21 protein-coding genes are annotated in these 25,990 nt (G+C 43.3%); 13 read left to right on the top strand and 8 right to left on the bottom strand.

Annotation, left to right across the window (positions count from 1 at the left end; genetic code table 11):
• Positions 1 to 37: 37 nt before the first annotated feature.
• The 5 genes from ACO1NU_RS15960 to ACO1NU_RS15940 all read right to left on the bottom strand — a co-directional run bounded on the left by ACO1NU_RS15960 (position 38) and on the right by ACO1NU_RS15940 (position 7,832).
• Entirely contained in the window at positions 38 to 3,238 is a 3,201-nt protein-coding gene (locus ACO1NU_RS15960) for an efflux RND transporter permease subunit (protein ID WP_448819494.1), read from the bottom strand.
• A gap of 26 nt (positions 3,239 to 3,264) precedes the next feature.
• On the bottom strand, positions 3,265 to 4,395 hold the full coding sequence (locus tag ACO1NU_RS15955) for an efflux RND transporter periplasmic adaptor subunit (RefSeq protein WP_448819493.1): 1,131 nt from the start codon (positions 4,393 to 4,395) through the stop codon (positions 3,265 to 3,267).
• A 6-nt stretch (positions 4,396 to 4,401) separates the two neighbouring features.
• Positions 4,402 to 5,751, bottom strand: coding sequence for a TolC family protein (locus ACO1NU_RS15950; RefSeq protein ID WP_448819492.1), 1,350 nt, complete (start codon positions 5,749 to 5,751; stop codon positions 4,402 to 4,404).
• Between the two features lie 94 nt (positions 5,752 to 5,845).
• Positions 5,846 to 6,427, bottom strand: a complete 582-nt coding sequence (locus ACO1NU_RS15945; RefSeq protein ID WP_448819491.1) for a TetR/AcrR family transcriptional regulator — start codon at positions 6,425 to 6,427, stop codon at positions 5,846 to 5,848.
• Between the two features lie 424 nt (positions 6,428 to 6,851).
• Positions 6,852 to 7,832 (bottom strand): AEC family transporter, encoded by a 981-nt coding sequence (locus tag ACO1NU_RS15940; RefSeq protein ID WP_448819490.1) that lies wholly within the window; start codon positions 7,830 to 7,832, stop codon positions 6,852 to 6,854.
• A gap of 19 nt (positions 7,833 to 7,851) precedes the next feature.
• On the opposite strand from ACO1NU_RS15940, the gene ACO1NU_RS15935 reads away from it, so the two are divergent.
• The 8 genes from ACO1NU_RS15935 (at position 7,852) to porN (ending at position 15,864) form a co-directional block, all read left to right on the top strand.
• Entirely contained in the window at positions 7,852 to 8,907 is a 1,056-nt protein-coding gene (locus ACO1NU_RS15935) for a nucleoid-associated protein (RefSeq protein WP_448819489.1), read from the top strand.
• A 24-nt stretch (positions 8,908 to 8,931) separates the two neighbouring features.
• Entirely contained in the window at positions 8,932 to 9,330 is a 399-nt protein-coding gene (locus ACO1NU_RS15930; RefSeq protein WP_448819488.1) for a hypothetical protein, read from the top strand.
• A gap of 27 nt (positions 9,331 to 9,357) precedes the next feature.
• Positions 9,358 to 10,338 carry a DUF4271 domain-containing protein gene (locus ACO1NU_RS15925; protein WP_448819487.1) on the top strand — a complete coding sequence of 327 codons (981 nt, stop codon included), beginning with the start codon at positions 9,358 to 9,360 and terminating at the stop codon, positions 10,336 to 10,338.
• Between the two features lie 6 nt (positions 10,339 to 10,344).
• On the top strand, positions 10,345 to 11,109 hold the full coding sequence (locus ACO1NU_RS15920; RefSeq protein ID WP_448819486.1) for a uroporphyrinogen-III synthase: 765 nt from the start codon (positions 10,345 to 10,347) through the stop codon (positions 11,107 to 11,109).
• Positions 11,110 to 11,272: 163 nt separating this feature from the next.
• Positions 11,273 to 12,589, top strand: coding sequence for a type IX secretion system lipoprotein PorK/GldK (porK, locus tag ACO1NU_RS15915; RefSeq protein ID WP_448819485.1), 1,317 nt, complete (start codon positions 11,273 to 11,275; stop codon positions 12,587 to 12,589).
• Between the two features lie 19 nt (positions 12,590 to 12,608).
• A complete protein-coding gene (porL, locus tag ACO1NU_RS15910; RefSeq protein WP_448819484.1) occupies positions 12,609 to 13,424 on the top strand; it encodes a type IX secretion system motor protein PorL/GldL in 816 nt (271 codons plus the stop codon).
• 37 nt (positions 13,425 to 13,461) lie between these two features.
• Positions 13,462 to 14,985: a type IX secretion system motor protein PorM/GldM gene (gene porM / locus ACO1NU_RS15905; RefSeq protein WP_448819483.1), complete on the top strand. Its 1,524-nt coding sequence runs from the start codon at positions 13,462 to 13,464 to the stop codon at positions 14,983 to 14,985.
• A 6-nt stretch (positions 14,986 to 14,991) separates the two neighbouring features.
• Positions 14,992 to 15,864 (top strand): type IX secretion system ring protein PorN/GldN, encoded by an 873-nt coding sequence (gene porN / locus ACO1NU_RS15900; protein ID WP_448819482.1) that lies wholly within the window; start codon positions 14,992 to 14,994, stop codon positions 15,862 to 15,864.
• Here porN and uvrC read toward each other — a convergent pair.
• Genes uvrC through porW form a run of 3 tightly spaced genes read right to left on the bottom strand, consistent with a single transcriptional unit; the run spans position 15,861 to position 22,627 of the window.
• Entirely contained in the window at positions 15,861 to 17,699 is a 1,839-nt protein-coding gene (gene uvrC / locus ACO1NU_RS15895) for an excinuclease ABC subunit UvrC (RefSeq protein ID WP_448819481.1), read from the bottom strand. The two genes, porN and uvrC, sit on opposite strands and share 4 nt — an antisense overlap.
• Positions 17,700 to 17,709: 10 nt before the next feature.
• Positions 17,710 to 19,968: a penicillin-binding protein 1A gene (locus ACO1NU_RS15890; protein WP_448819480.1), complete on the bottom strand. Its 2,259-nt coding sequence runs from the start codon at positions 19,966 to 19,968 to the stop codon at positions 17,710 to 17,712.
• A gap of 4 nt (positions 19,969 to 19,972) precedes the next feature.
• The gene (gene porW, locus ACO1NU_RS15885; RefSeq protein ID WP_448819702.1) at positions 19,973 to 22,627 is read right to left on the bottom strand and encodes a type IX secretion system periplasmic lipoprotein PorW/SprE; all 2,655 of its coding nucleotides are present in this window, start codon (positions 22,625 to 22,627) and stop codon (positions 19,973 to 19,975) included.
• A gap of 122 nt (positions 22,628 to 22,749) precedes the next feature.
• Here porW and ACO1NU_RS15880 point away from each other — a divergent pair, with 122 nt between their 5' ends.
• From ACO1NU_RS15880 to atpH, 5 genes are all read left to right on the top strand, one after another.
• Positions 22,750 to 23,016, top strand: a complete 267-nt coding sequence (locus ACO1NU_RS15880; RefSeq protein WP_448819479.1) for an AtpZ/AtpI family protein — start codon at positions 22,750 to 22,752, stop codon at positions 23,014 to 23,016.
• A 391-nt stretch (positions 23,017 to 23,407) separates the two neighbouring features.
• Positions 23,408 to 24,541 (top strand): F0F1 ATP synthase subunit A, encoded by a 1,134-nt coding sequence (gene atpB, locus ACO1NU_RS15875; RefSeq protein WP_448819478.1) that lies wholly within the window; start codon positions 23,408 to 23,410, stop codon positions 24,539 to 24,541.
• Positions 24,542 to 24,576: 35 nt separating this feature from the next.
• Positions 24,577 to 24,792 (top strand): ATP synthase F0 subunit C, encoded by a 216-nt coding sequence (gene atpE / locus ACO1NU_RS15870; protein ID WP_109417643.1) that lies wholly within the window; start codon positions 24,577 to 24,579, stop codon positions 24,790 to 24,792.
• Positions 24,793 to 24,880: 88 nt separating this feature from the next.
• Positions 24,881 to 25,390 carry a F0F1 ATP synthase subunit B gene (gene atpF, locus ACO1NU_RS15865; protein ID WP_448819477.1) on the top strand — a complete coding sequence of 170 codons (510 nt, stop codon included), beginning with the start codon at positions 24,881 to 24,883 and terminating at the stop codon, positions 25,388 to 25,390.
• A gap of 26 nt (positions 25,391 to 25,416) precedes the next feature.
• Positions 25,417 to 25,962, top strand: a complete 546-nt coding sequence (gene atpH / locus ACO1NU_RS15860) for an ATP synthase F1 subunit delta (protein ID WP_448819476.1) — start codon at positions 25,417 to 25,419, stop codon at positions 25,960 to 25,962.
• Positions 25,963 to 25,990: the final 28 nt, after the last annotated feature.

The following is a 25,990-nucleotide window of genomic DNA, read 5'->3' as shown; positions in this document are numbered from 1 at the left end:
TCCATTGGTATGGGCCGGCTCTTTTTTGAAAGCAATATTAATAGTTACCGTCGTTTTTATCGTTGTCGTCTGCATGCAGAGTATCTTTATGTGCATCAGGGTTGTAGTTCGCCTGAAGCTCAGCCAGTTTCTCTTTACCGTAGGCTAAACGTGTGATCAATATAAACAGAACCGGTACAATGAAGATTGCTAGTAGCGTTGCTGCAAGCATCCCGCCAAATACCGTCCAGCCTATAGTTTGTCTGGCTACTGCTCCTGCACCTGAAGATAACATCAGGGGAACAATACCGAGGATAAATGCCAGAGAGGTCATGATGATGGGACGAAGACGGAGCTTCACTGCCTCGATTGTTGCAGCAACCAGCTCCATACCCCAGTCGACACGCTCTTTGGCAAATTCTACGATCAGGATGGCGTTTTTAGCAGCCAATCCAATCAGGGTAACCAATCCAATCTGTGCATAGATATTGTTATCGATCTTCGGCAGGAAGGTCAGTGCAAGGATCGCACCGAACACACCCAAAGGTACTGATAGCAGGATCGAGAAAGGAACAGACCAGCTTTCATAAAGAGCTGCCAACAACAGGAACACGAAGACTATACAAAGCGCGAAGATATATATCGTGCTATTGCCTGACTCTTGTTCCTGGGCACTTAGGCCGGAGAAGCTATACGTATAACCCTGTGGCAGTGTCTGTGCAGCAACCTCTTCGAGCGCTTTGAGTGCATCACCACTACTATATCCCGGTGCTGCACTACCATTTACTTCGATAGAGCGGAAAAGGTTATAGTGGTTGATAATGGATGGCTTTTGAACCATCTCATAGGTAACCAGGGCGCTTAAAGGGACATTGCTGCCAACTGCGTTCTTAACATACAGGTTTCCGATATCCTCAATGTGCTGGCGGTATGTTGTATCCGCCTGTGTTACGACGCGGAAGTTTCTTCCATAACGTGTAAAGTCATTGATATAGGCACTTCCCAGATAGCTGGAAATAGTGCTGTATATGGTACCGACAGAGACTCCCATCTTTTTAGCTTGATCTCTGTTTACTGTCAGCTGATAGTTTGGAGTATTCGCATTGAACAAGGTATAGGCCATTCCGATTTCCGGACGTTGGTTCGCAGCCCCCAGGAATTTGAATACCGCGGCCTGGAACTGGTTGATATCTCCAGCCTGTTGTTCTTCAAGCTGAAGACTGAAACCACCACTTGTTCCCAAGCCTGGAATAGCCGGAGGAGAAACCGCGAGGACACTACCCTCTTTAGCGCCTGCAAACATTCCCTGAATCTGTCCAAGTACATCCTGAACTGTACGGTGACGTTCGTCCCAATGGTTCATTTGCACGAAGAAAGTTCCCGCGTTCGATTTGAATGATCTGTTCAGGATGTTAATACCTGCAATGGATGTGATGTTCTTCACTTCGGGAATCTCTTTCTGGATCCTTTGGGTTACGTTGGATAAAAATTCATCCGTACGGGAGGCAGATGCCCCTTCAGGTAATGTTATACCCATCAGGAATATACCGGCATCTTCGTTCGGAATGAAACCAGCAGATTTGTTGCTGAACAGGCCAATCGTTCCGATGTAGATACAAACCAGGATAATCATAGCCATCGGGGCTTTGCGGATACACCACTTTACACCTTCGGAATACTTGTTTGTAACTCTGTTGAACCAGCTATTGAACTTATAGAAGAACTTGTTTATTCCCTTCGATTCCTTATTTAAATTCATCGGTACGAGTAACAATGAACAAAGTGCCGGAGTAAGGGATAATGCTACGAAAGCGGAAATGATAACCGATACAGCGATGGTAATGGCAAACTGCTGATATAGCTGACCCACCATGCCTGGGATAAATCCAACCGGGATAAATACAGCTGCCAGGATGAGGGCGATTGCAATTACCGGCGCTGTAATATCATTCATGGCCCTGAGGGTTGCTTCTCTTGCGGAGAGCTTTTCATGGTCAATATAATGCTGCACGGCTTCCACCACCACAATCGCATCATCCACCACAATACCGATTGCCAGAACGAATGCCAGCATAGTCAGCGTATTGATAGAAAATCCTAAAAGGGTGAAGAAGATAAATGTACCGATGATCGATACCGGAATAGCGAGTACCGGAATTAATGTAGCTCTCCAGCTCTGAAGGAACAGGAATACTACAATCGTTACCAGGATCAGTGCTTCAATCAGGGTATGTATTACTGAGTTGATGGAAACGTTGATAACGGATACCGTTTCATAACTGATGATGTAGTCGAGGTCGCTTGGGAAGGACTTTTTCAGCTCCTGTAAGGTCTTCTCAATGCCTTCATAGGTTTGAACAGCATTTCCACCAGGCATCTGGCTAACGGCCATCATGGATGCCACTTTTCCATTTACCATCGAACGTGTTGCATAGGAAAACTCTCCAAGCTCAACGCGTGCAACATCTTTAAGGTAAACGATCGATCCTTCGGCACCTGTCTTTATAACAATATTCCTGAAATCTTCTTCGGTTTCAAGATCTCCATCCAGGATCACAGGGAATTCAAATACCTGGGAAGATTGCTGAGGCGGGCCCCCTACACTACCTCCGGGAACACGTACATTTTGTTCCTGGATAGCAGCAGATACTTCTGCAGGAGTCAAATTAAGTTGTGCTAGTTTTCCTGCGTCAAGCCATACACGCATACTGAAGGGTTGTCCGAATGCCTGCACGTCACCCACACCTTCGACACGCATGATCGCATCTCTCAGATACAAGTTCACGTAGTTGGACATGAATTTCATATCGTGGGTGCCTTTGGGAGAGTATAGTCCCAGTACCATCAGGATATCTGTGTTAGCCTTTCTGGTAGTTACGCCAAGACGTCTTACTGCTTCGGGAAGAGCCGGTTCTGCGATACCTACCCTGTTCTGAACGTCAAGGGTGGCGATATCAATGTCAGTACCGACATCAAAGGTAACAGTGATAGCTGAACGGCCATCAGAGGTACTGTTGGAAGACATGTAAGACATGCCAGGCGTTCCATTGATCTGGCTTTCTATAGGGGTTGTAACGGTTTTTTCAACCGTTTCCGCATCCGCACCTGTGTAGGTACCTGTTACGGTAACAGTAGGGGGAGCAATATTGGGATACTGACTGATTGGTAGGGTTGTTAAAACGATAACACCTATCATGACAATCAGTACGGAGATGACAATAGCGGTGACGGGTCGCCGTATGAATACTTCTGAGATCATATAGATTTGTCTACTTGGGAATATTATTATTGTTTAGGAGCGGCAGCCGGCTGGCCAGGGGCCTCTGTCTGAATTACGGCGCCTTCACGAAGATTTTGGGTTCCTGTGCTAACAATCACTTCGCCTTCTTTAAGACCTTCCTGTATTACAATCTTGTCGCTTACCTTAATGCCGAGTTTAACCTGACGTTGAGAAACCTTATTGCTGTCGCCGACAACATACACGGTGAATTCACCCAATTGCTCAGACACTGCCTGGTAAGGGACGGTAATCTGTTCGCCTGATTGTTTATTGGCCACCTGTACGGTACAGTTCATTCCTGCCACCAGCTTACCGTTAGTATTAGGGAAGCTTGCACGAACACGAATGGTTCCTGTTTGCGGATCCACTGCACGATCAACAGCAAGAACCTTACCGCTTGATGTATATTTAGAATTATCAGGTAAGATGATATCGAAGCTAGTTGCTTTACCCTGCTGAAGTTTGGAGAAGTAGGCGATATCGCTCTCGTTGATGTTGATGTCGACACCCATAGGATCAGGTGCAGATACGGTATTTATTAGAGTAGAACCAGCGGTAACCAGGGCGCCTCTTCTTACCATCGAAATGCCGATCTTACCAGAGAAAGGTGCGATGATTGTGGAGCGACGAAGGTCTGTAGCTGCGTTAGACAATGTAGCCTGGGCTGCAGAAACCTGTGCCTGAGCTGTCTGAAGGTCAGCCTGCGCATAATCTACGCGCTGTTTGGCAATCGCATCCTGAGCGGCAAGGCGGGTGTAACGCTCGGCATCCTTCTGAGTTCGTGCCAGGTTCGCTTTCGCTATCTGGAGCTGTGCATTTGCTTGATTGTAGACAGCCTGATATCTGCTTCTGTCTATCTCATAAAGCTTTTGACCTTTAGAAACCTGTTGTCCGTCTCTAACAAAGATATTGGTTATGTATCCGTTGACTTCTGCTCTAAGCTCGACTTCGTTAAGGGGGACGATTGTTCCCGGATAGGAATCGAGTCCGTTAACGTGTTCTTTGGATACCGTGTAGGTGCTAACTGTTACCGCAGGAGGTGCTGCCGGCGCTTGTTTGCTTTGATCAGATCCGCCGCAAGCTGTAAGCAATGCAGAGCTTAAGACTATAGAAGCAAATTTTAAGTGATTATTCATGATGGATTATTGTTGAAAGGTGATGGTTCCTAAAGCTTGTTGAACGTCTAGTTTACTTGAAAGAAGGCTGTATAGTGCGTTGAGATAGTTTATTTGAGAGGCCCGTAGGTCTGTTTCAGCCGTCATCAGTTCCAGATAGGTTTTGATGCCTTCGTTGTACTGAACTTTGATGGTGTTGTAGACCTCCTGTGATAAGCTTACATTCTGTCTGGCAGTCTTCCAGTCGTTCAGGTTAGCTTTGTAAGACGCCATTGCCGCCTCAGTTTGGCTGTAAATTTGGTTGCGGACGTCGAGCAGGTCAAGGTCAAGTCTTCTTTCCTGAAGTTGGGCTTTACGAATCTCCTGTATACGTCTTGTTCCCTGGAATACAGGAATTCTAAGGGTTAATCCACCAACGGAGCTTGGATAGCTGTTATCGTACAGGTTTCCGAGGTCATTGTTCATGTAGTTCCAGTTATAATTAATAAAACCTGAGAGGGTAGGCAGATAAGCCAGTTTATTATAGCTGGTATTAATGCGTTGCAGCTCGCGTTGTGTTTCCAGCTGCTGATATTCGATCCTGTTCCGGTAGTTTAATTGCTGTGTAGTATCCAGCAATATTTCACTTTCCATGCTGGAGTTGTTTACGTTAATGGTCAGATCTTCAGTCGCTGGATAGCCAATAAGCTGTTTCAGATAAGCATATTTGTATTTAAGCAATTCAGAAATTCTTTTCCTGTCTGCTTGAGAGTTACTTAAGCTGATTTGAGCACGTTTATAGTCTGTCTTGTCGACCAGGCCACCTTCATATTGAGCAAAAGCATCTTTTAGTTGCTTTTGCAGACGAGCGATGTTCTCATCGGTAATATTCAGTTGTTCCTTACTCGTTAAGATGTCATAAAAGGCTTTACTCACATCAACTACGGTAGATATTTTAGTATTTTCAGTATTTTGCTTGTACTGCTGCCTGAAGTATTTCGCGGTTTTTGATGCCTGGATCAAGCCTGCGTCGAGGATTTTCTGATCAGCCTGTAGTGAAAACGTAGATGTGTTTTTTGCGCCGATGGTGAGGAATGATGTCTCGCCGTTATTATTCAGTACGTTAACTTGTTGTTTGAAGTTGTGGTTGAAGTTACCATTCGCGTTTACCTGCGGAAACCATCCGGATAAAGCCGACTTGATGTCACGTTCGCCAATTTCTTCGTCAATAGATGCCTGCCTGACATAAGGCTGGTTGGTTAACGCATACCCGATACATTGTTCGAGGGTAGCGTTTCTTAAGGTAGGTTCTGCGTCAGTGATTTGCGCCGACAGGATGCCTGGAGCCATCAGCGGGATTCCAAATACTAATGAGAATATTAGCTTTCTTGTTTTCATTAAAAATTGTTTTAAGCTTGATTGATCATATTAACAGATGTCCTTGTGAATACGTCCGCTTATGATTTCCTGTTTGTGGTTGAGAGTTGTTGATTTATTGTGTCTTTATGCCGTCCCAGATTACCAGAGCCGTCTCGCGAAGCCGTTCTCTTGTGAACTCATAATGCCCCGACAAATGATATTTGGCGGCGGCTATGATACTTCCATGAATTACTGGTACAAGTAGTTGGTAGTCAAGATTTTTAATTAAACCTGAGTCGATTCCTGTTTGAAAAAAAGGAACAATTCCTGATGCGAAAAGTTTGCTCTCTATTTCAGGGTTACAATGCCTGTAGGGAGATGTTACGTACTGTTCAAGGAAGTACAGTACATTTTCATTCTCGATGAAAAACTCACATTGCGCAATCCAGTATTGCAGGAAGAGTTCTTTGTACGGTTGGTCATCACTTTGTTGAGGGACTGTGGCACTGAGCTGTTCTCGTACATGAAGGTAGAGGCTTTGTATCAGCGCGTCTTTACTCTCGAAGTAGTGATAAATTGTACCAGCGGCAACTCCTGCATTTTTGGCAATCTGACTCATCGGAGTGCCATGAAACCCGTTTACCTTAATAAGGGCAAGCGTGCTCTCGAAAATCGCCGTTTTCTTACAGTTAATATTTTCTAATTGAACGTTCATTCGGTCGCGAAGATAGTTAGTTAGAATTTAAACTATTATGAATTTGCGCGATAATGACAGTTCAATGATTATCCGGTTTTATTGCAGAAACGCTAATGAGAGGAAACTTTTATTGTGATTTTCGCTAGTTGTTACACGGCGCATGCTATCAATCAAGAGGAAATATGATCTGCGTCAGATCGTTGTGTCTGAATTGCGCCTAGTTTTGTATTAAAATATCAGTTATGGAAACCAGTCACGCCATTTCAAACGTTAGCTCAACAGTTTTTACCTGTAATTGCTGTAACTCGGCTTTAAATTATATTCAACTTTTAAATGATGACCTGAGAATACAGGAAGATTATTTTGAATGCCCGAAATGCGGTGCAAAGATTGAGAGCCTAATGACCGAAGAGGAAGACGTTCCTGCTTTTTTTGATTAAGGTCAGAGCAATAACTGCATGATGTACCACCAGAATGCAGTGGACAAAAATGAAATAAAGATTCCCAGCCCGACCATCAAATTGGCCAGTTGGGGATTCAGCTTGTATTCGTCTGCAAGCAGGCTACCCGTTACGAGAGTAGGCATCGCCGCTTCCAACATACTAACCTGTGGAATGGTGCCTTTGATCTTGAAAAGAATCGCAGCGAGTAGCACAAGAGCCGGAGATACAAAAAGCTTAAATAATAGTCCGAAAGTCAGGTTGCGCCACTCACTTCTCCATTCGGAGAACTTGAGCTGAAGGCCGATGGAAAAGAGGGCAAGGGGACCGACAGTTGCAATGAGCCGGTCTAAAAGTGGATTAATAGGACTGAGGTCAAATAAGTTAGGCAGGATAAGTGCAAATACGAACGCAATAAAGGGCGGAAATTTGACAGCTTTCTTTACAATCACTTTCGCAGACACCGTCTCTCCATCTGCTGCACGCAATGCGGTGATAATTCCCACAGTTGTTAGAAGTATAAAAGTCATCTGATCGGATATTATCGCAATGCTTAGTGCTTCTTCGCTGAAGTACGCGACGACGAGGGGAAAACCAAGGAAGGAGGTGTTGGCTAGTCCCAGGGAAAGTTTCAGAGCACCCTTTGTTGCATTATCAATTTTAAACTTCCATGCGTATGCCGTCACTGCAAGCCATGCGCTTACCCAACCTATAATAGGAGCTATAGCCGGAAATATCATGTGATGGCTCCATTCAATTGCCGGGATATATTTAAGCGACAGGGCGGGGAGTGCGACAAATAAGACCCAGGCATTAATTCCTTTGTATGAATCCCTGGGTAATGACCCAAAGATGTTGAATAGCAGCCCCATAAGGAGAGATCCTGCTATCAGTATAAAGTTGACCATATCGTTTGAAGAGAATCGCTTTTTAGAAATATGGGCAAAAGTAGGCGATTGATGAAATATTTCGTTATGTTTCACGCCTTTTTACAAATTGATTATGGTCACATTTTTTGAAGCATCACTTGAGCAATTATCTATTCACCGGATCGGGAACAAGGTACAGGATGAGTTTTACGTCTTATCAGATAAACCATTTGAGATCGGCGACGAGATGCTGGGTGGCTTGCTGATGCAGTACTTTCTCAAGCCTTTCGAGAAGGTTAACGAGGTGTATCGTTTTACACATTCAAGCGATAATCTGGAGCTTAATGAGATGTTCCACTTCTGCACCGAAATCTTCGAAAATAGAGACTTGTTTCATGAGAATTCTGAGATGATGGCGAAGTTTCTGTATGATGTGTCAGGTCATCCTAAGATTAAATCGGGAGAGCTGTATGTGGCGTCTTTCACGAATGTTCAGATAGAAGGTGAAGTCCTCGATGCTGTCGGGATTTTTAAGTCGGAGACTAAAGAGACTTATTTGAAAGTTTTTCCTGAGAAGGCCGGTTTTAAGCTCGAGTATGAGGAAGAAGCAATTAATATTCAAAAGCTCGACAAAGGTGTACTTGTATTTAACACGGAAAAGTCTGAGGGTTATAAAGTAGTTGTAACGGACCAGACGAACAAGAGCTCCGAGGCGGTTTACTGGAAAGATGACTTTCTGAAGCTTCACATCCGGAATGACAGCTATAATCAAACGTCAACCACGCTGGGTGTCTATAAAGATTTTATCACCAACAAGGTAGACGAAGAATTCGAATTGACCAAGGCGGATAAAATAGACTTGCTTAACAAGTCGATGAAGTATTTCAAGGAAAAGGAGAGCTTTGATCTGGAAGAGTTCTCAAATGAGGTGATTGTCAATCCAGATGCGATAGCGTCCTTCAAAGCCTACAAGAATAATTATGAGCAGGAGTTTGATACAGAGATCAACGATTCATTTGATATTTCTGCAGCTGCTGTGAAAAGCCAGGCGCGAAAGTTTAAAAGCGTTTTAAAGCTCGATAAGAACTTTCATATTTATATTCACGGAGACCGGGAGTTGATCGAAAAAGGTTTTGACGATGGCAGGTCAATGAATTACTACAAAGTCTATTTCAAAGAAGAGGAGTAAGGAAGTCATTTAATGTATTAGGGTATGTCGAAAGTTTTAAGTTGGTGTATTTTGTGGCTGGCCGTGATAGCCATATCAGGATGTTCGCGTTCCGTAAAAAGTGAGGAAATGTACGGAGTATGGAAGTACATTCAGGTAGAAAACCCTAATCAGGGTACTATAACACCAGCCGAAGAGATAGAGGTGAATGAACCTTCTATACGCTTCAGTCCCGAAAATAAGCTCGAAATGATATGGGGAGGTAAGGTGTTGTCTGAGGGTACCTATCGCATTGCTTATCCGGTTATTGAATATCGGGAGAACCTAAATGAAAAAGGAAGCAGAGATATCAAGTTCCTTATAAAAAAGTTTGAAGATAATATTCTGGTGTTTCAGACCATGGAGGCAGATGCTGTAAGGGTGACGGCAAGGAAAGTGAATTGAAAATAACTACCTTTGGCGTCTGTGACTATGAACTTCTTCGTCCGTCTACTTGTGTTCTTTTTATTGAGCTTGTCTGCAGGGGCCGTACACGCTCAGGTTGACTCGTTGCCAGACTCAGCTGTTATCCGGCAGTCGAGAATTGCCAAATGGCGGGTATTACAGCAGCAGAAGAAACGCGTCGCCGACTCGTTAAGGCGGATGGGAGATTCCCTGGCGATGGTGTTGATTAAGGCGCCGGATCCCAAACGTGAAAATCGCTTTCGGGATAGTCTTTTCAAAGCCAATCTCGTGACTAACCTGAACTTCAGGGAATGGGAATCACGGTCCAAGAAAGCCGAGCAGCAGTATTACGCCGGTAAGCTTAGAAAGAAGGGTGAGCTTTGGGTAATTGGCTTTGTGCTGACCGCACTTATTCTGTTCGCCATTTTAAGGCATATGTTTTTCAATGAGCTTTCCGCTATTATAACGGCCTTCTTCAGTAACAGGGTATTGGGTCAGATAAACAAAGAGGAGAAGTTCTTTAACTCCTGGCCCTTCGTATTCCTCTATTTGCTTTTTGGCTTTACGATCGGGATGTTTCTTTATCAGTGTGGCAAGTACTTTCAACTCTCGTATAGCTATAGTGGCTTTCAATGGTTCCTCCACCTGTCGATGATCGTTATCGGCGTATTTACCATCAAGGTAGTATTGCTTAGGTTCCTGGGATTTTTGTTTGATTCTGTGAAACTTGTCAAGGAATATATATCCATATTATATCTGAGCTATTTCAACGCCGCACTGCTGTTCCTTCCGATTGTTATTGCATTTAGTTTAACACCTACACGCTTTGCTCCATACTATATTTATCTGTCATTTTTACTCATCTCTTTCATCATTTTCTTTCAGTTTACCAGGGCGATTTCCAACATCTTATCGAGCTATAAGTTTCCTAAACTGTATTTAATTTTGTATCTTTGTGCCCTTGAAATCTGCCCAATATTAGTGTTAATTAAAGCTCTCAGGTTCTAAGTAAAGATGCAGTTATCAGACAGGAAGAAAAAAGTTAAGAGTGTTTTGGTAACCTTACCAAAACCAGAATCAGACAAGTCGCCTTATTTTGAGTTAGCGAAAAAGTACAATGTTAAAATAGACTTTCGTTCATTCATTCATGTAGAAGGTGTACCAGCAAAGGATTTTCGTAAGGAAAGGATTAATTTAGGTGACTTTACAGCTGTAGTTTTCACCAGCAGAAATGCTGCAGATCACTTCTTTAGAATCTGTGAAGAGATGCGGTTTGATGTGCCGGCAGATATGAAGTATTTTTGTCTTTCCGAAAATATCGCGTTGTATTTGCAAAAGTATATTCAATACCGTAAGCGTAAAATCTTCTTTGGAAAGCAAACTGCGTCTGATCTGGCGGAGGTGCTGAAGAAAAATGCTTCTGAAAAGTTTCTTTTCCCATGTTCGGATGTGGCCGCGGAAGAAACTCTTAAGTTTATGCAGGAAAATGGTTACGATATAACGCCTGCAGTTTTGTTTAGAACTGTATGCAGTGACCTCTCTGATCTGGCAGACGTATTCTACGATATCATTGCCTTTTTCAGTCCATCAAGTATACAATCTTTGTACAAAAACTTTCCAGATTTCGTACAAAATGATACTCGTATAGCTGCCTTTGGTGCAAGTACTCAGAAGGCTATTCAGGAACGTGATTTGATCTTGGATATCCCTGCTCCAACGCCTGTAGCACCGAGTATGACCATGGCAATAGAGCAGTACATAAAATTAGCAAATAAGTAAATTAGCCTGTTTAATTCTTTTAAACTTAAACCCTTTTTCTCTATGTTTGTTTAGAAAAGGGCTTAGCGTGTTAAATCTGCGCGAAATTCGAGTGAGATGTAAAGAGTTTTAATATCTTAGCCCCCCGAAGTCAGAATATTTTAAACCCAGGTTCAGCGCATAGATGAGAAGAGTTTACATGATTGCTTTTTCTCTGCTTTCCATAGTGGCAGCTAGCTGCGGCCGCAATGGGTCAGGCGGAGAATTGGTGGGAGTAAGGAACAAGAAAGTAAGTACAAGCCAAGCCCCTTACGGAATGGTTTATGTGCCCGCAGGTACGTTTGTAATGGGTCAGACGGACCAGGATATTACTTTTTCGCAGATTGCCCAGAATAAGCAGGTCACTGTACAGGCTTTTTATATGGATGAGACCGAAATTACGAACAGCGAGTACCGGCAGTTCGTTAACTGGGTCAGAGATTCAATTGCCATAACCGATTACCTCCAAGATCCTCAATTATTTATTCAGACCGGCGGACAGCAGGCTGCTACTGGCGGTCAGCGGTATATCAACTGGGAGAAAGTAGGGGATGGATCTGTTATCTGGGGAAGTAAGAAAAACCCGGCTAACGCAAATAAACTTCAGGGGATGTATTATCAGGGTGAGGACAGAATTTTCGATCAAAACGAGATAGATGTTCGCCTCCTAAAATACAACTTTGCGTTCGTGAACCTGCAGGATGCTGCGAATCATCGTGGCGACCGTACCAAGCGGCGCTCAGACTTTATCTTCAGGGATACTGTAGCTGTTTACCCGGACACTCTTGCATGGCTTGCTGATTTCGCTTATGCACAGAATGATCCTCTTACAGAGGGTTATTTTACCCACCCTTCTTATGCGAACTACCCGGTTGTGGGCGTAACGTGGCGACAAGCCAGAGCCTTCACCGTATGGCGCACGCGACTATATCAAAATTCAAAACAGGGACAGAGGAGCCCGCGTTTGCCTTATGGACTTCCTTCTGAGGCTGAGTTTGAGTATGCTGCACGTGGCGGAAGAGTTGGAACTGACTATCCGTGGGGCGGGCCTTACATCAGGAACGCGAAGGGCTGTTTAATGGCTAATTTCAAGCCTGGACGTGGAAATTACAATGACGACGGTGGAGCTACCACCGTTAATGTGAAATCATATTTTCCGAATGATTTTGGGCTATATAACATGGCCGGCAATGTTGCGGAATGGACATCCTCCGCATTCGATGAGTCGGCATCTACGTTTGTCCACGATATGAATCCTGTGTTCAGCTATGAGGCGAAGGCTGGTGATCCGGAAACCATGAAGCGAAAGGTTGTAAGAGGGGGATCATGGAAAGACATCGGATATTTCCTTCAGAATTCGACCAGAACCTATGAATACCAGGACACATCAAAATCCTATATCGGGTTCCGCTGCGTGACCCGTTACCCTGGCAGAGATATCAGGGATAAAAGTTCATTATAAACTAAATCATATAGATCATATGGCAGAGAAGAAGAGCGCAGGATTTGATGCATTCCTGCACAAAGCAATATCCTGGGGTGCGAGTATAGTAATTTTAGGTGCGCTGTTTAAGATCCTTCATTTAGGAGGCATATGGGGTAATTACATGATCGGGATTGGATTGGGTGTCGAGGCATTTCTATTCTTTCTGACCGGTTTCGTCCCTCCCGCGAAAGATCCTGAGTGGGCCAGGGTGTATCCTGAGCTAAGCGATGACTTTAATGGTGAATTACCAGCAAGGGCTCTCCGCCAGCAGGTCGTAACAAACGCGCCTACTTCAGTCGCATTGGATAAAATGCTTGCAGATGCTAAGGTGGGTCCTGAACTAATCGAAAGCCTTGGTAACGGCCTCAGAACATTTGGAGATAAGGTTGCCTCTATATCTCAAGTAGCTGATGCCTCAGTGGCAACCAACGAATTTACCACTAAGCTAAAAACTGCAGGTAGTGGATTTGATAAACTGAATGTAGCGTTTGCCAAAGCAACTGAAAACCTTGCGGAGCTGGGCAGTACAAATGTTGATACGAAGTCTTACCACGAACAGGTAAATAATCTCGCACGTAATCTTTCAGCGTTGAATGCTGTTTATGAGCTTGAGTTACAGGATTCAAGTGCGCATCTTAAGTCAATGAATAAGTTCTACCAGAATGTTTCTCTTACTATGCAGAACTTCAATGAATCTATGGAAGACTCCAAGCAGTTTAAGGAAGAAGTAGGCAGGCTAGCCAAGAACTTAGCTTCATTGAACGCCATCTATGGAAATATGCTCACTGCAATGAACCAACCTCGCGTTTAATTTACAGGTTTATTACTTATTCATTCAACATTAGATAATGGCTGCAGGAAAAGAAACGACGAGACAGAGGATGATCAATATCATGTACTTGGTATTGCTCGCCATGCTCGCGTTAAATGTGTCAGATAGTATATTAAATGCTTTTAAGAATATCAATGATAGCTTAGAGACCTCCAGATCTAACGTTAACACAAGTGTATCTCAATTATTCTCTTCATTTGAGTCTACCAAGCTCAAGGAGGAGCCTGAGCGTGCCAGGCCTATTTATGAGCGCGCGAAACAGGCCCAGGCTGTTGCAGAGGAGTTGAATACTTATATTGAGAGTTTAAAGAAAGAATTTGTGAGTGCGGGGCAAGGCTACGACGAAGAGACAGGAGATCTTGTACAACGTGATAACCTGGATATCGCCCCGGGGATTATGATCAACCAAAAGAAAGGTCAGGAGTTAAAGCGGAAAATCAATGAAACCCGGGAGAAGCTGACCAATCTTATAGACGAGAAGGACCGAACAGGTCTTAGCTTGTCATTGCAGGCCAACGATCCTGCGAAAGGCCGGAGCAAATGGGAAGATATTAATTTTGGCGAAGGTACCCCTCTTACAGCTGCCATGACTATTTTAACCAAAATACAAACTGACGCAAAGAATGCTGAGGCTGATGTTGTGAAGCGTATTTTAGGTAAGATGGACCAGGCTGTGGTAAACCTCGATAAATTTGCAGCTGTAGCTGTCGCGCCAACCTCGTATTTAATCCAAGGTCAGCCTTATACGGCAGAGGTCTTTCTGACCGCATATGACTCCCGGACAAGCCCCTCAATTTCTGTAGGTGGTGCAAATCTTCCGCTAAAGGATGGTAAGGGAGTTTATTCAGTTAATACAACACGCGAAGGAATGTTCTCCTGGTCTGGAGTTGTACGAGTCAAACAGACAGACGGAACAATCAAAGAATATCGTACGCCCGAACAAAAATATCAGGTCGCACGTCCATCTGCCGTTGTATCTCCTGATAAGATGAACGTGTTCTATATCGGGGTTGCAAACCCTGTATCCATATCAGCTCCCGGAATCCCTAAGGAAAAACTGAGAGTTTCGATGAACGGTGGCTCTATAAAGGGGTCGGCCGGAAAGTATACAGTGACTGTAAGCTCTCCGGGACAGGCTAAAGTTTCTGTGTCAGCAGAGATCGCGCCAGGTAAGGTTCAGACTATTGGAAGCACTGACTTCCGCGTTAAGCGTATTCCCGACCCAGTTGCCAAGTTTGTTGGAAAGACTGGCGGTGTGGCGAGTTCAGTCGCCATTAAGTCTCAGAGCAAAGTGTTTGCGATGCTGGAGAATTTCGATTTCGATGCCCGGTTCAATGTGACTCGTTTTACATTGATCATTGCAAAACCCCGGGCCGACGCGGTTGTTTTGAGTACATCGGGAAATACATTGAGTGCAGCGATGAGGTCGGCCTTGGCTGGGATTGGTCCTGGATCGAGGGTAATATTCGATAACATCATGGCAGTCGGTCCTGACGGATCGCAAAGGTCTTTGAACTCAATTGCTTTAACAGCTAATTAAAAGGAAATGAAAAGACTATGTATGTTCGGAGCTTTTTGTTTGTTTGCTTCACTTGCAAACGCACAGAAACCAAACTTCAACAACTCGGTTACTCCCGAGGCAGAGGAAGTTGAAAGGCCCGTTGACGGCTATTTCAAGCAGGTGAACATCGAGAATGCAAAAGTAACTCCTTATGCTAATGTTAGGGATGTTGATGTGATGTTTTCGAAACGCGTGTGGCGTGAAATTGATTTAAGAGAACGGATGAACCACGTCTATGCGTCTCCGAAAGCTCGACTGATTGACGTCATTATGGAGGCTGTTCTGGCCGGTGAGCTAACAGCCTATGATGCTGTGAGTACAAAGTCCGATCCGAATGGGGATGCATTCGGTACTATCCTGCCTGCGGGACAAGTAATGTCGAAGTTTGCTGACAGCGTTGTGGTGCCGGAATTCAATGATATGGGAGAGGAGATTGGTTCCCATATGGCGAGCGGTGAATTCAACCCTGACAGCGTCACCAAGTTCCAAATCAAGGAAGACTGGATATTCGATAAGCAACGTTCGGTATTTGAGCCAAGAATAATTGGAATTGCACCGATGGTGAAAATTAAGGCTGCAGATCAGGACCTCGGGGAGCAGCCTGCATTCTGGATCTATTATCCCGAAGCAAGACATGTTTTTGTAACGAAGGCTGTCACGACTCCTAACAACGATGCTACGGGTCTCAGCTACGACGATATCTTCATGAAGCGTTTGTTTTCAAGCTATATCGTAAAAGAATCGAATCCAGACGATCTCCGTATCAAAGATTACTCATCTGGAGTTGATCGTCTTTACGAGTCTGAACGCGTTAAAAAAGAACTCATGGATTATGAGCATGATCTCTGGTCATACTAAATAAAATCACTTGTTTCACTACCGGCAGCTTGTTCATTGCTGTCTGCAAAATAACGAAGGAGGGATTCAGTTTGTTTTGTATTCAAAACCATCTGGAGTTCCTCCTTTGATGCTTCACGGATCTTTTTAACTGATTTAAAGTGCGAAAGCAATCGGTCTGCCGTAGTCTTTCCGATTCCCGGAATGTTGTTTAGCTCGGTTACCAGAGTCCCTTTATTCCTCTTCAACCTATGGAAGGTAATACCAAACCTGTGGGCCTCATCCCGAAGCTGTTGTATTATTTTGAGCGTCTCGGATTTTTTGTCGAGATATAGTGGATACTGATCTCCGGGATAGAAAAGTTCTTCAAGCCTTTTGGCGATTCCTATGACAGTTAGCTGTTTTTCAATGCCAAGCAGTTTAAGGCTTTTCATGGCAGCTGATAGCTGACCTTTTCCGCCGTCAATGATTACAAGTTGAGGTAGTGGTGTTTCCTCCTCCAGCATTCTCTTATAACGTCTGAACACGGCCTCCTCCATTGTTGCAAAGTCATTGGGTCCTTCAACTGTTTTTACGTTGAAGTGCCTGTAGTCCTTCTTAGATGGTCTGGCGTCTTTGAACACTACTATTGCAGACACCGGATACTTGCCCTGAAAGTTGGAGTTATCAAAGCACTCGATATGTCTGGGCAGCTGATTCAGGCGCAAATCCTTCATCATCTGCGTGAGCAGTCTTTCCGTTCTAACCTCAGGATTCAGTTTTTCGTATTGTTCTATCTTGTCGCGTTTAAAGAAGCTAACGTTTTTCTGTGACAAGTCAAGGAGCTTCTTTTTTTCGCCCAATTTAGGTACGGTAAACTTTAGCGATGCGTCTTCGAGTTCCAGTTCAAATGGAACAATGATCTCTTTTGATGTGCTGTTGAATCGGGTTCTAAACTCTGATATTGCTATGCTGAGGAGCTCCTCGTCGGTTTCTTCCAGGCGTTTCTTCAGTTCGAGAGTTTGGGTCTGTATGACGGTACCGTTCATCACCTTGAGGTAATTGACGAAGGCGAGCTTTTCGTCAGATGCGATACTGAAAACATCCACGTCAGAGATAGAGGAATTGACGATTGTTGACTTGCTTTGATACTTTTCAAGGAGATCGTACTGTCTTTTGAGCTTATGGGCCAATTCGAAATTCAAGTCCATTGATGCCGCCTCTAATTGCGACTTTAAATTTTTTACAACCTGACCGATCTTTCCATTGAGAATATCCCGGATACTGTCGATATTTTCATTATAGTCCTCTTCAGATTGATAGGCCTGGCAGGGCCCCTTGCAATTTCCTATCTGATACTCCAGGCAAACTTTAAACTTTCCTGCAGCGATGTTCGGTTGTATGAGTGGAAGATTGCATGTCCTTAATGGATATATCTCTTTTATAAGGTCCAAAATGGTATGCATCATACTGATGGAGGCATATGGGCCAAAGTATTTTGAACCATCTCTGATGATTCTCCGTGTCCAGTATATTCTTGGAAAGGATTCGTTTTTGATCACGATCCATGGATATGTCTTGTCATCTTTCAACAATACATTATACCTGGGCTGATGTTTTTTTATGAGGCTATTTTCAAGTAGCCATGCATCTATTTCAGTATCAACTATAGTAAAGGTAATATTAGCAATTTTGCTTACCAGTACTCTCGTTTTCGAATTGATACGATAGGTATCCTTGTTGAAGTAGGAGCTAACTCTATTCTTCAGGTTTTTAGCCTTACCTATATAGATCAGTTCGCCTGCTGCATCCCAGTATTGGTAGACGCCCGGTTTAGGCGGTACCTTTTTCAGTGCCTCACGATAATCAAACTTCATGCTCTACACTTTAAGGAGTCGGCTCGGTAGCAGGAGCTGTAACAGCGGGGGAAGTAGTGGTCGTCGCCGTCGAGTCACTATCAGCTTTCTTGCCATAAGCATCGCAATTTAACGTTATGGTACTTCCTCCTTTTGGAGGTTCGAAATCACCTTTGGTGTACTTCAGGGTTGGATCCGCATATACTTTTTTCATATATAGGCCAAAGATCGGTAATGCAGAGTTGGCGCCCTCTCCCTGGTTTGTATTGATAAAGTGAATTGCGCGATCTTCAGCACCCGTCCAGACACCAGTCACTAATTCAGGCGTGATACCTATAAACCATCCATCAGAATTATTGTTCGTGGTACCCGTCTTACCACCTATCGGGTTTGTTAAATTATATTTATACCTCAGACGTCGTCCCGTACCTCTCTGCACCACACCTTTCAGCATATCGGTCATCGCATAGGCGGTCTGTGGATTGAGAGCTACTACCACGCGCGGCTTACGTTCATAGAGTACGTTTCCGTTCTTGTCTTCAACACGAGTGAGATAGGTAGGTTCTGTCCAGATCCCCTGGTTCGCAAATACAGAATATGCACCGACCATGTCGTAGACAGATGCTTCGAAGCTACCTAATGCAATAGAGGGGTAGGCAGGCACTTCGCTCGTAACCCCCATTTTCTTGATTAAGGTTGACACTGCCGTAGCGCCGACCTGCTTCATGAGAAATGCTGTTATGTAGTTCTGGGAGTATGCCAGGCCTGTTTTTAACGAGATATAGCCAGGAATAGGCTTATAGGCACGCGGTTGCCAGCCTTCTATGTTAATCGGTTCATTGGGTGCCATATAGCAAGGGGAATAACCTTGGTTCTCTATGGCAACGGCATAGGTAAACGGCTTAGCTGTAGAACCCACCTGACGGATTCCCATCTTTACCTGATCATATTTAAAGTGCTCGAAATTAATTCCGCCAACCCAGGCACGTACAAATCCGGTTTGCGGTTCCATAGACATCATAGAATTCCGAAGCAGAAGCTTGTAGTATTTGATAGAATCCATGGGAGTCATGGTTTTTTCGACCTCGCCATTCCATGAGAAAATTGACATCTTCACCGGCGTATTGAAGTTTTTGAGGATGTCTTCTTCAGACATTCCTTCATCTTTCAGCTGCCGGTAACGATCGGATCGCATCATACCTATTTTAAGGAGCTTTGCAGCCTCTCCGACGAAAGGATTCCGCTTTCTCCAGACCTGAGTAAACTCTGCCTGCAGCGTCTTCATGTATTCGCGTTGTGCTTGTTCAGCATACTTTTGCATGCGAGAGTTGATCGTGGTGTAGATTTTCAAACCATCGCGATCAAGATCGTATGGTGTGCCGTCGGCTTTAACAATCTCTTGTTCTTCAAATATTTTTTGAATATCTTTTTTGAGAACAGCTCTGAAATAGGCTGCATATCCGTCAAAGTGGTGGGTTGCTTTGAAAGATAAGACCAATGGTTTTTGTTTCAGTTCTTCGGTTTCCGGATCGGATAAGTACCCGGCTTTACCCATATTCTCAAGAACTGTATTTCTTCTGGCCAGTGAACGATCGGGGTTACGGACTGGATTATACCATGATGGCCCTTTGAGCATACCAATAAGGACGGCAGCCTGCTCCGGACTTAACTTGTTTGGTGTTGTATTGAAATAGGTCTGAGCAGCCGATTTGATACCGAAGCTATTGTAAGAACCGAAGTCGACCGTGTTCAGATACATCGTGATGATCTCTTCCTTGGTGTAATTCCTTTCCAGCTTCAATGCAATTATCCATTCTTTGAATTTCACAATCACCGTGCTGAAGAATCCGTTTACACCTTCTCTGGGAAACAGGTTCTTGGCTAATTGTTGGGTGATGGTACTTGCTCCTTGCTTGTTTCCCATCAGGTTATAGAAAACGATTGTAAAGATTCTTTTAAAATCAATACCTGAATGGCTGTAGAAACGAATGTCTTCTGTTGCGATCAACGCGTTTATTACGTTGGGAGAAATTTCATCATATCGAACGTTAGACCGGTTTTGCACATAGTACGAACCGAGAACAACCCCGTCATCAGATATAACGTCGGAAGATAAATTGCTTTTAGGGTTTTCGAGATCTCTAAAGGATGGAAGCTTACCAAAAAGCCCGAGACCGATACTAAATATCAGGATGATGCTGAAGGCAATGATACCGATGACAATCTTCCAAAATGTAACAGTATATTTAGTGATCTCCTGCTTTGTGAGTGAAGTCTTTTTTTGTGACATATAGTTACTTAATCTTCTTAGTATGTTCTACGTACGAGTCGATCAGTACGCGTGTGTTTAGTTGTTCTAGTCTTTCCTCTGAAATAACAAACGTGTTATACCTTTCTGTTGGTACTTTCATTATTTGTTTGATCATTGGAAGAATGCGCTTTTCATACTGTATTGCTTCTTCTTCAGAATGAAAAGGACCTACAAATATCAATTGATTTTCCTTATTCACCACTTTTAATTGATGTTTTATTCCCGCCTGTGCATACATGGACCGGTTGAACTGGCCTAATCCAAAGCGGGAGGGCGCAAGATTGATGGCGGTGCTAAAAACATTGATGACAAAATAGTGATCTTTCGCCTCCTCATGTGTTGACTCACTAACGGAAGATGGGAGATTTACCGAATTAGTTGTTTGTGCATTTGATCCTTCAGTGGCGACTAAAACCTTTTCAGGCAAACGTGGAGCGGTATCTATCATCGAACGTTCTGCGATATTCTCGTCCGGATTGTCGATCTCGTTATCCACCAGCGCAAACTTTCGTCGGGAAAAATCAACTCTATTTTGAGCTATGTAGTTCAGATGCTGCTTTACGATTGGGGTTATAAGGGAATCCTGAGGATGGCGAGAAACGAATGTAAGAAGTGACTGCTCAAATGCCCCAGGAGATTGGCTGTAACCCATAGCTAGTGTATACAGGTAGTCAAGCTGAACTGCGAAGATGCCATTTTTGTTTAGGTTCTGGTCGCCTCTTATTTGGCTCTCCACTTCCTGATATTGTTTGTCCGCAAAGAGATTATATATATGAATATAAGTTTCTTCCGGAGTGGCAGTACGTTTTGTGTCGTTAGCTGCAGCGGCAATGGTATTCGCGATTTCTGACTCGGGATAATTTTCCAGGATTATACGTTCGTACTCTTTTGACTTCTGTTTGTCGCTTGTACGGGTGATAAGGTAGAGACGATAGTACGCTTGTAATGCATATTCGCTTTTTGGGAGCTGGCTGACAATCCTTTCGAATGCTGAACGTGCAAGATGTTCATCCTGTATGTTATTTAAATACACCAAACCAATCTGATACAGGATTGCTGACAGTCGATTATCAGACACTTCGCGTGCGTTCGCGGTCAGGGGAATATTGTTCAAGTAGTCTTCGAACCTTTGTTGAGGTTCTTTCCTTAAGATTTGGTTTGTGTTCTTTACAACCGTGGGTGCCTGACTTTGTAGTCGCACATCGTCTGCGGATGTCCCGGAATTCTCGTATCTCCAGTCATCTTTAAGCACCTTGTTGCCCCATTTTACTTGGAAATCGAGCGCGCCCTGGCTCAGCGCTTTTTTGTTATTGAAGTAAAAGGCGTCTAAGGGCTCCACGTTTATATACTTGTTTGACCGGAGATCGAGGGTAGGGTATTCAGTCTCGCTCGTTTCATTTTTCCTTAGTGCTTCAGTAATCGCGTCATATCGTTCGCTTTCAGGTAAATCGGCTATACGTTGTAAATTCTCTTCAAATTTGAGCTTTGCGAAGAGACCAGTAAGTTGCTCCAGATTTTCTGCCGTTTTTTCCAATCGTATTCGTTTCGGACTATTATTAGGGAGCGATACTAAAGCGCTATCCATATAGGTTTTTGCGCCTGTATAATGGCCAGCTTGAAGGTAGCCTTCTGCAAGAGCAGTGTAGGCCAGGGCTCTCTGGTACCCTGTTGAAGATCCGAGTGCGACCGCATTTCTATAGCTTTTTAGTGCATCATCGAAAGAACCATTTTGTTCCTGTAGTTTGCCAATAAGATAGAAGATACGATCTCTATAGGCGGCATACACGTCCTGATTCAAAAAACTGTAGAGTATGGCCAGCTGATTGATCGGATCGTCTTTCAGTTCATTGTTAAGTCGTGCTTGATTAAGATCAGCATACAATCCAAGTTCTGTAGGAACGAATTTTGTCCGAAGAACTCTATAGTTCTTCCATGCGAGATCTTTTTTGTTGTTGATTTCCTGAAGCTGTGCGAGAATGAAAGTCCACCTTCGCTTCTTGTTTTTGTCTGGTTTCGCGGCAATTGCACGGGCCAGAGCATCTTCCGCTTCATTAAACCGAGTTTGGGCAATTAAAAGTTGTGCTTTCGTTGCGTATAGGTCAGGCAATGTGCTTTTGGTTTGGTCGAGAAACTTTGCCGCACTGTCGATAATGCCCCCGGCGCCCTTTTGATCGTTTAAAAGCAAAAGAACACGTGCCTTTTGAATACGTGCGTGCTGCGCTAATTCTATTTCCGAGGGGTAAGTTGTATATATATATCTATAGAGTTCCGCAGCTTCATAGAAGTTGCCTTTTAAGAAACTTGCATCAGCAATCAGCGAGTAAGCATCGTCTATGTACTTACTTTCTGACTTTTCCTTGATAATTACATTGGCCTTCTTGATCACGGAATCAAGGATTGTGTAGCTACTGTTCTCATCGATAGCTGCGTATATGGGCAATAACGCGGTAAAGTCATCAGCTAAGTACACTTGATCATTCAGCATATGCTCGTGCAGCAAGTTCTGTGCATTGAACAGGATGTTGAAGCGTGCCGTCGTGTTCTGCATAGTAATATTTTTACTGGACGAGCAACTCGCGAGGAGTGTAATCAGGCAGCAAAGAAGGCAGGAGGGCAGTAGGAAACGAGAGTTATCCACTTCAAATATATCGATTTGGGTAATTCGCAATTTTACAACATTTAATCCATAAACAGCTTCAGATCTCCAAGAAAAACAAAAGCCAATTACTGCAATAAAAGGAAAATGATTTATTAATTTTGATGCTAAGAAAATCAACCCAGGATTTGAAGTCACCAGAGAATAAAGAAGAAGAGGAAAAGGGAAAAAAGGCCCTCAATAGTTATGCATATTACTCCGGAATGGGCTTTCAGATGATTGCTGTCATTGGGATATTTGCATTTATTGGATATAAGATTGATAATGGGCGGGAGAGTAGCACACCTTTATTCACAGCTTTCATGAGCCTGGCGGGAGTATGTGCATCTATGTATCTGGTCATTCGGTCTGTTAAAAGGAATAAAAATTGAGTTTAAAACAGTTCTTTCTACAATTCGCCATTGTATCGGCTATCCTGGCAGTTCTGGCGTTATCATTAGATGTTTTTTTTGCGGTCCTTGTTCCACAGTTCTGGCTGATTTTTTGCTTTCTGGGAGGGCTTACTTTGTTAGCATATGTGACTTCCTATACGGGAATCAAATCGGGCGGTGAATTGTCGGTTTACATTCTACTTGCAGCAATATTTATAAAGTTGATTGTCAGCCTTTTATTTGTAGTTTTTTATCTCCAAAAACACCGCGTAAACAGCACGTATTTCGCCTTAGAATTTTTTTCTCTATATTTCTTATTTACCGCCTTTGAAGTTAAATCATTGTTACTTAACTTGCGCCCACCAAAATAAATAGTAAAATCTCCAATTAGATGATCTCTACGCGTATTTTGAGTTCAGGAAAAGTTCGAATTTTCGCAGTTTGCGCTTTTTTTTTCACTCTATTCAGTTTTAGTACCTCTTTAGTCGCTCAGCATCACACCAGTGATACTACAGCAAGTTCCACCGTTGAAAGTGATGCCCAGATACCTGGTGTTGAACATGTGGAAAACGGACATGAGGAAGGAAAGTTTGATCCAACTGCTGCCATTATGGAGCACATCGCTGATTCTCATTACTGGCACCTCTGGGGACATACCTCTCTACCGTTGCCTGTAATTATTATTACTGATAAAGGCGTGGAAGCATTTTCATCTTCTCATTTCCATCATGGAGAGGAAGCTTATCAGGGAAGTTACTACACTTACAAGCTTATCGAAGATAAGTTATTTGTAGTAGACTCACAAGGTAATGTTGATAAGGAGTCGTCTTCAAGGATTTACGATTTTTCAATCACTAAAAACGTTGCGTCTATCTGGATTGCAGTTATTATACTCGTTCTGATATTTACTTCCGTTTCTTCTTCATATAAGAAGAGGCAAGGTAAGGCTCCGAAAGGGTTCCAGTCTATTATTGAACCGTTCATTATGTTCGTAAGAGATGATATCGCAATTCCAAATATTGGTTATAAGTATGCGAAGTTCATGCCTTTGTTGCTGACTATGTTCTTCTTCATCTGGATTAACAACTTGTTAGGTCTGCTTCCGATATTTCCGGGAGGTGCTAACGTGACAGGAAACATATTCATGACTTTCGTACTGTCGTTTATTGTACTGTTAGTTGTGAACCTTAACGGGAATAAATACTACTGGAAGCATATTCTATTGCCTGATGTGCCGTGGTGGTTGTATCCCATTATGATCCCTGTTGAAATTATAGGTGTTATTTCGAAGCCATTCGCCTTGATGATTCGTCTTTATGCGAATATATCCGCGGGTCACATCATCGTTTTGAGTTTGATATCACTTATTTTTATCTTCAAATCTCTTGCGATAGCGCCAGTATCAGTTGCATTTGTGTTGTTCATGGATGTGCTTGAACTTCTGGTAGCATTTCTGCAGGCGTTTATTTTTACTATGCTGACTGCACTGTTCATCGGAACGGCTGTTGATGAGCATCACCACTAATTAGAAACTTTTTTTAAATTTTAATAAATACAACTATGGTAGGTTCAATCGCTGCATTAGGTGCAGGTTTAGCAGTAATCGGTGCAGGTATCGGTATTGGTCAGGTTGGTGGAAAAGCAATGGAAGGTATTGCTCGTCAGCCAGAAGCTGCTTCTAAAATTCAGACTGCTATGATCATCGCTGCGGCCCTTGTAGAAGGTGTTGCATTGTTCGGTGTGGTAGTAGCTTTATTGGGTAACAATCCTCAATAAGAAAAGGACTTCGGTCTAAGGACCGGATATTAACGATTGGTTATTTCCGGTCCTTGTATTTTGCAATCAAAAAAACAATTGATAGAAAATGGGAGAATTATTTGAGGGTATACTTAATCACCACCTCGGCTTTGTAGTTTGGGCATCCGTAGCATTTTTGCTATTGCTTGTTTTATTAAAAACACTAGCGTGGAAGCCGATCCTTGGAATGATTTCAGAACGCGAGAAGTTCATTGAGAATGCACTTGCATCTGCTGAAAAGGCTAAGGAAGAAATGGCCCGCCTTACCAACGAGAACGAAAGTTTATTAAAAGAAGCGCGTGCTGAACGCGATTTGATTTTAAAAGAAGCGAAAGAATTAAAGGACAAGATTGTTGCTGAGGCCAGAACTAACGCTCAGGCTGAAGGTGCGAAGATGATAGAAAAGGCAAAACAGGAAATAGATAGCCAAAAAGTTGCCGCTCTTAACGAGGTGAAAAATCAGGTTGCTACGCTTTCTGTAGAGATTGCTGAAAAGATTCTTCGTAATCAGTTCGAAGATCGGAGCAAACAACAGGCGTTGGTTTCTGATCTATTAAAAGACGTAAAGTTAAACTAATTAGCTTTTCAAATTCATAACATAAGATGTCTGAAATACAAGTAGCATCAAGATACGCAAATTCATTGCTTGATCTGGCTAAAGAGCGAAATTCACTGGAAGCTATAAAGTCTGATCTCGATTCTTTTTTGGCGGTTTTAAAAGCAACGCCTGAATTGAGAGCGGTATTGAAGAACCCTATCATCAGTCCGGATAAAAAGTTTGCGATTGTAAAGAGCGTGTTCGGAGCTTCCGTTCAAGAAATTGTGATTAGCTTTTTCAAAATAGTTATAAGCAAAGGGCGTGCGGAAGTCCTGTATGAGACAGCAAAGGAGTTTGTAAACGGGTACAACAGGATCAATGGTATCATCAAGGCATCTGTAGTTTCGGCTGTTGAATTGACAGAACAAAACATCTCAGAAGTTCAACGGGTGGTAGAGCAGGCAACTCAAAAGAAGGTTGTTCTAGAAACGCGTGTTGATCCAGATCTGATTGGGGGCTTTGTATTAACGGTGGGCGACAAGCAATTTGATGCAAGTATTGCAAGCAGCTTAAGCAAGCTAAAGAAGGAATTTACTCAAAAAGTAGTCTAACCCGTTCGCAGGCAAATATTACAGGCAA

This window comes from Arcticibacter sp. (assembly GCF_053551015.1).
The sequence above is the reverse complement of the archived record's forward strand: the minus strand, read 5'-3'. Positions and strand labels throughout refer to the sequence as shown.

Coding starts and splice junctions, on each gene's coding strand:
- ACO1NU_RS15960 (WP_448819494.1), bottom strand. CDS start 3,238: ATGATCTCAGAAGTATTCATACGGCGACCCGTCACCGCTATTGTCATC.
- ACO1NU_RS15955 (WP_448819493.1), bottom strand. CDS start 4,395: ATGAATAATCACTTAAAATTTGCTTCTATAGTCTTAAGCTCTGCATTG.
- ACO1NU_RS15950 (WP_448819492.1), bottom strand. CDS start 5,751: ATGAAAACAAGAAAGCTAATATTCTCATTAGTATTTGGAATCCCGCTG.
- ACO1NU_RS15945 (WP_448819491.1), bottom strand. CDS start 6,427: ATGAACGTTCAATTAGAAAATATTAACTGTAAGAAAACGGCGATTTTC.
- ACO1NU_RS15935 (WP_448819489.1), top strand. CDS start 7,852: ATGGTCACATTTTTTGAAGCATCACTTGAGCAATTATCTATTCACCGG.
- ACO1NU_RS15930 (WP_448819488.1), top strand. CDS start 8,932: ATGTCGAAAGTTTTAAGTTGGTGTATTTTGTGGCTGGCCGTGATAGCC.
- ACO1NU_RS15925 (WP_448819487.1), top strand. CDS start 9,358: ATGAACTTCTTCGTCCGTCTACTTGTGTTCTTTTTATTGAGCTTGTCT.
- ACO1NU_RS15920 (WP_448819486.1), top strand. CDS start 10,345: ATGCAGTTATCAGACAGGAAGAAAAAAGTTAAGAGTGTTTTGGTAACC.
- porK (WP_448819485.1), top strand. CDS start 11,273: ATGAGAAGAGTTTACATGATTGCTTTTTCTCTGCTTTCCATAGTGGCA.
- porL (WP_448819484.1), top strand. CDS start 12,609: ATGGCAGAGAAGAAGAGCGCAGGATTTGATGCATTCCTGCACAAAGCA.
- porM (WP_448819483.1), top strand. CDS start 13,462: ATGGCTGCAGGAAAAGAAACGACGAGACAGAGGATGATCAATATCATG.
- porN (WP_448819482.1), top strand. CDS start 14,992: ATGAAAAGACTATGTATGTTCGGAGCTTTTTGTTTGTTTGCTTCACTT.
- uvrC (WP_448819481.1), bottom strand. CDS start 17,699: ATGAAGTTTGATTATCGTGAGGCACTGAAAAAGGTACCGCCTAAACCG.
- ACO1NU_RS15890 (WP_448819480.1), bottom strand. CDS start 19,968: ATGTCACAAAAAAAGACTTCACTCACAAAGCAGGAGATCACTAAATAT.
- ACO1NU_RS15880 (WP_448819479.1), top strand. CDS start 22,750: ATGCTAAGAAAATCAACCCAGGATTTGAAGTCACCAGAGAATAAAGAA.
- atpB (WP_448819478.1), top strand. CDS start 23,408: ATGATCTCTACGCGTATTTTGAGTTCAGGAAAAGTTCGAATTTTCGCA.
- atpE (WP_109417643.1), top strand. CDS start 24,577: ATGGTAGGTTCAATCGCTGCATTAGGTGCAGGTTTAGCAGTAATCGGT.
- atpF (WP_448819477.1), top strand. CDS start 24,881: ATGGGAGAATTATTTGAGGGTATACTTAATCACCACCTCGGCTTTGTA.
- atpH (WP_448819476.1), top strand. CDS start 25,417: ATGTCTGAAATACAAGTAGCATCAAGATACGCAAATTCATTGCTTGAT.